4 protein-coding genes are annotated in these 3441 nt (G+C 75.7%); 1 reads left to right on the top strand and 3 read right to left on the bottom strand.

The window, feature by feature from the left end:
• Together B8460_RS07245 and B8460_RS07240 are read right to left on the bottom strand one after the other, a co-directional pair.
• On the bottom strand, positions 1 to 500 hold a 500-nt coding region (locus B8460_RS07245; protein WP_048860914.1), incomplete at its 3' end, for a glycosyltransferase family 9 protein.
• A complete protein-coding gene (locus B8460_RS07240; protein WP_048860913.1) occupies positions 497 to 1615 on the bottom strand; it encodes a glycosyltransferase family 4 protein in 1119 nt (372 codons plus the stop codon). The genes B8460_RS07240 and B8460_RS07245, both read right to left, overlap by 4 nt.
• A gap of 61 nt (positions 1616 to 1676) precedes the next feature.
• On the opposite strand from B8460_RS07240, the gene B8460_RS07235 reads away from it, so the two are divergent.
• Complete coding sequence (locus tag B8460_RS07235) at positions 1677 to 2438, top strand: alpha/beta fold hydrolase (protein ID WP_052945162.1); 762 nt, start codon at positions 1677 to 1679, stop codon at positions 2436 to 2438.
• Here B8460_RS07235 and B8460_RS07230 read toward each other — a convergent pair.
• Positions 2379 to 3275, bottom strand: a complete 897-nt coding sequence (locus tag B8460_RS07230; RefSeq protein ID WP_048860912.1) for an SDR family oxidoreductase — start codon at positions 3273 to 3275, stop codon at positions 2379 to 2381. The two genes, B8460_RS07235 and B8460_RS07230, sit on opposite strands and share 60 nt — an antisense overlap.
• Positions 3276 to 3441 lie beyond the last annotated feature (166 nt).

The raw sequence follows: 3441 nt of genomic DNA, 5'->3' as shown, positions 1-3441 counted from the left end.
TACGAGGCGAATCTCGCCATGCATGCGTGCGACGGGCCGGCGGTCAGCCAGGCGAGCGCGGGGCGTGGCAGGTCGGCGATCCCGGCCATGCGCAGCTGGTCGCGCTGGCGCTCCAGCGTGTGCATGGAATCGCGCTTCCAGTTGGCGTGCGGGTGCGAGCAGCCGGCGGCGATGCCCGACCAGGGCGGCCGTCCGGCGAGCGCGAAATAGCGGCTCGTCCGGCGCGAGGTCTGCAGGTCATAGACCATGTCGTACGGCCCGCCCGGCCCGCGCAGCGCGGTGCGCAGCCGCGCCACGCCGCGCAGGTCCCACCAGGGCGGCTTGGTATCGATGCGCACCGTGTCGAACCACGGCGAGCGGCGCGCGAGGTCCGCATAGGGCGCGGTCGTCAGCAGGGTGATCCGGGCATCGGGATGGTGCGCGCGGATCGCGGCGAAGGCGGCGAAGGACAGCACGAAGTCGCCCAGCGCGCCGAGGCGGATGACCAGCACCTCCGTCATCGGGCCAGCAGTTCGCGATAGACGGCGAGCGTCGCGTCCTGCATCGCGCGGGTCGTGTACTGCGCGAGCACCGCCGCGCGGGCGCGGGCGCCGAGATGCCAGCGCATGTCGTCCGGCAGGTCGAGCGCCTCGGCGATCGCGGCGGCGAGCGCGGCGGGATCGCCGGGCGGCACCAGCCAGCCGGTCTCCCCCGGCACCACCGTCTCGCGCGGGCCGCCGAGATCGGCGGCGATCGTCGGGCGCCCCATCGCCTGCGCCTCGATCACCACGCGCCCGAACGCCTCGGGCTCGGTGGAGGCATGGACGACGACGTCGGCGATCATCAGGGCGGCGGGCATGTCGTCGCAGCGGCCGGCGATGCGCAGCCGGCCGCCGAGGCCGAGCGCCTCGGCCTCCGCCTCCAGCCGCTTCGCCTCGCGCGCCCGTCCGCCGCCGACCAGCACGCAGCACAGGTCGGGCCGGTCGAGGGCCGCCACGGCACGCAGCAGCACGGACTGCCCCTTCCAGCGCGACAGCCGGCCGGGCAGCAGCACGACGCGCATGCCGTCCGGCAGCCGCCAGCCGCGCGCCAGCCGGTCGATGCGCGCGCCGCTTACCGCCGCCGGGTCGAAGCCCACGGGATCGACGCCGCGCGGGATCAGCCGCAGCCGGTCGGGACCGACGCCGTGCAGCGCCGCCACGCGCTCGGCGATGAAACGGCTGATGGCGATCACCCGGTCGCCGCGCGCCATCACCGCATTGTAGCGCCGCTTGAAGGGCAGGGCGTCGTGATAGGCGCCGTGATAGGTCGTCACGAACGCGGTCCCGGTGCGGCGCGCCGCGAGCAGCGCCGACCACGCGGGGGCGCGCGAGCGGGCATGGATGATCTCCACCCCGGTCGCGCGCACCAGTCGCGCCAGCCGGCCGGCATTGAGCCAGATATTCAGCGGATCGCGCGTCGCCAGCCGCAGCGTGACGTGCCGCCCGCCGGCACGCTCGACAGCGCCCACCATCGGACCGCCGGCGCTGGCGACCAGCGCCGTGCCGCCCGCCCGCGTGATCGCCTCCGCCATTTCCACGGTTCCGCGCTCGACGCCGCCGGAGGTGAGCGCCGGCAGCACCTGCAGGACCACCATGGGGCGCGCTATACCATGTCGCACCGGCCTGTCAGCCGGCACCGGGACGGAGGGTGGGCGGATGCAGGACGAGCGGCGGGGCCATGTGCTGCGCGAGGACGGCGAGCGCCTCGCCTGGCGGGCGCGCGCGGGACGGGCGCCGACCGTGGTGTTCCTGTCCGGCTACGCGAGCGACATGACGGGCACCAAGGCCGCCGCGCTGGATGCCTGGTGCGCCGCGCGGGGGCAGGCCTATCTGCGCCTCGATTACGGCGGGCACGGCGCGAGCGGCGGCGCGTTCACCGACGGCACCATCGGATCGTGGACCGAGGACGCGCTGACCGTCATCGACGCGGTGACGGAGGGCGCGCTGCTGCCGGTCGGCTCGTCGATGGGCGGCTGGATCGCGCTGCTGGTGGCGCTGGCGCGGCCGGAGCGTATCGCCGCCCTGGTCGGCGTCGCCGCCGCGCCCGACTTCACCGAGCGGCTGATGTGGGCGGCCATGGCGCCGCCCGAGCGCGCCCGGCTGCTCGCCGACGGCATCCTGGAGATCCCCAACCCCTATGGACCGCCCACGCCGGTGACACGGACGCTGATCGAGGACGGACGCCGCCACCTGCTGCTCGACGCGCCGATCCCGCTGCATGTGCCGGTCCGGCTGCTGCACGGGCAGGCCGACCACGAGGTGCCGTGGGAGATCGCGCTCCATACCGCCGCCGCGATCGAGGGCGCGGACGTGCAGGTGACGCTGGTCAAGGACGGCGAGCACCGGCTGTCGCGTCCCTCAGACCTCGCCCTGCTGACCCGCACCCTGGCCGTCCTCCTCGGCGAGGATGGCGGCTAGGCCTTCGCGATAGGTCGGGTAGCGCCACGCGAGGCCGAGTGCCGCCTGCGTCGTGCGGCTCGCGACCTTGCGGTTCTCCGCCCAGAAACTGCGGGCCATGGCGCTCATGCCGGCCTCGGCCTCGGCGAACGGCACGGCGGGCGGCGGAGGAAGGCCAAGCAGCCGCGCCGCCTCGGCGATCACCTCGGCGTTCTCGGCCGGCAGGTCGTCGGTCAGGTTCAGCACCCGGGCACCCGGCGGCCGGTCCTGCGCCGCCGCCGCGACGACCGCGGCCGCGATGTCGTCGCGATGGATGCGCCCGAAGGCGTGCCCCGGCTTGACGATGCGCGTCGCCTGACCGGCCCGCACGGCGGCGAACGGGGCGCGGCCGGGGCCGTAGATGCCGGCCACGCGGAACAGATCGACCGCGCAGCGGGCGCCGAACGTCGCCGTCCAGGCCTGTTCGACCGCGAGGCGGAGCGCTCCGCGCGGCCCGGTCGGCGCGGGCGGCGTCGCCTCGTCCACCCACCCGCCGCCGCGGTCGCCGTACACGCCGGTCGTGGACAGGTACCCCGCCCAGCGCAGCCCCGGCAGCGCCGCGAGCGCCGCCCCGTAGCGGGCGAGCACGGGATCGCCGCCGTCGGCCGGGGGGATGGTCGAGACCACATGCGTCACCCCGGCCGGATCGACATCCGCGAACGCATGGACCGCCACGCCCGCCGGCGCCGCCGGATCGCCCGCGGAGGGTCGTGCCCGCACCGTCGCGCGCACCGCCCAACCGCGGGCGAGTGCGTCGCGCGCGATCGCGAGGCCGGTGTAGCCAAGGCCGAAGACGAGCAGGACGGGGCGTTCGGTCATCGGTCCGGTTTGCCCCAGCGCGGCGGCGGAGCCTAGACTGCCGCGCGATGAATCGCGCGCTGGCCGCTCTGTGTGTCGTCGCCGTCGCCGCTTTCGCGGGCGGCGCGGTTTGGTACGTGGCGCGCGGCCCGGCGTCGGCGCCGGTGGCAGGGACGCCGGCCGCCCC

Source organism: Acidisphaera rubrifaciens HS-AP3 (genome assembly GCF_000964365.1).
GTDB classification, from domain to species: Bacteria; Pseudomonadota; Alphaproteobacteria; order Acetobacterales; family Acetobacteraceae; genus Acidisphaera; species Acidisphaera rubrifaciens.
This window is presented reverse-complemented; position numbering and strand designations above follow the sequence as displayed.

What these genes read in the sequence shown, in the direction of transcription:
- B8460_RS07240 (WP_048860913.1), bottom strand. Translation starts at nt 1,615, where the DNA reads ATGGTGGTCCTGCAGGTGCTGCCGGCGCTCACCTCCGGCGGCGTCGAG.
- B8460_RS07230 (WP_048860912.1), bottom strand. Translation starts at nt 3,275, where the DNA reads ATGACCGAACGCCCCGTCCTGCTCGTCTTCGGCCTTGGCTACACCGGC.
- B8460_RS07235 (WP_052945162.1), top strand. Translation starts at nt 1,677, where the DNA reads ATGCAGGACGAGCGGCGGGGCCATGTGCTGCGCGAGGACGGCGAGCGC.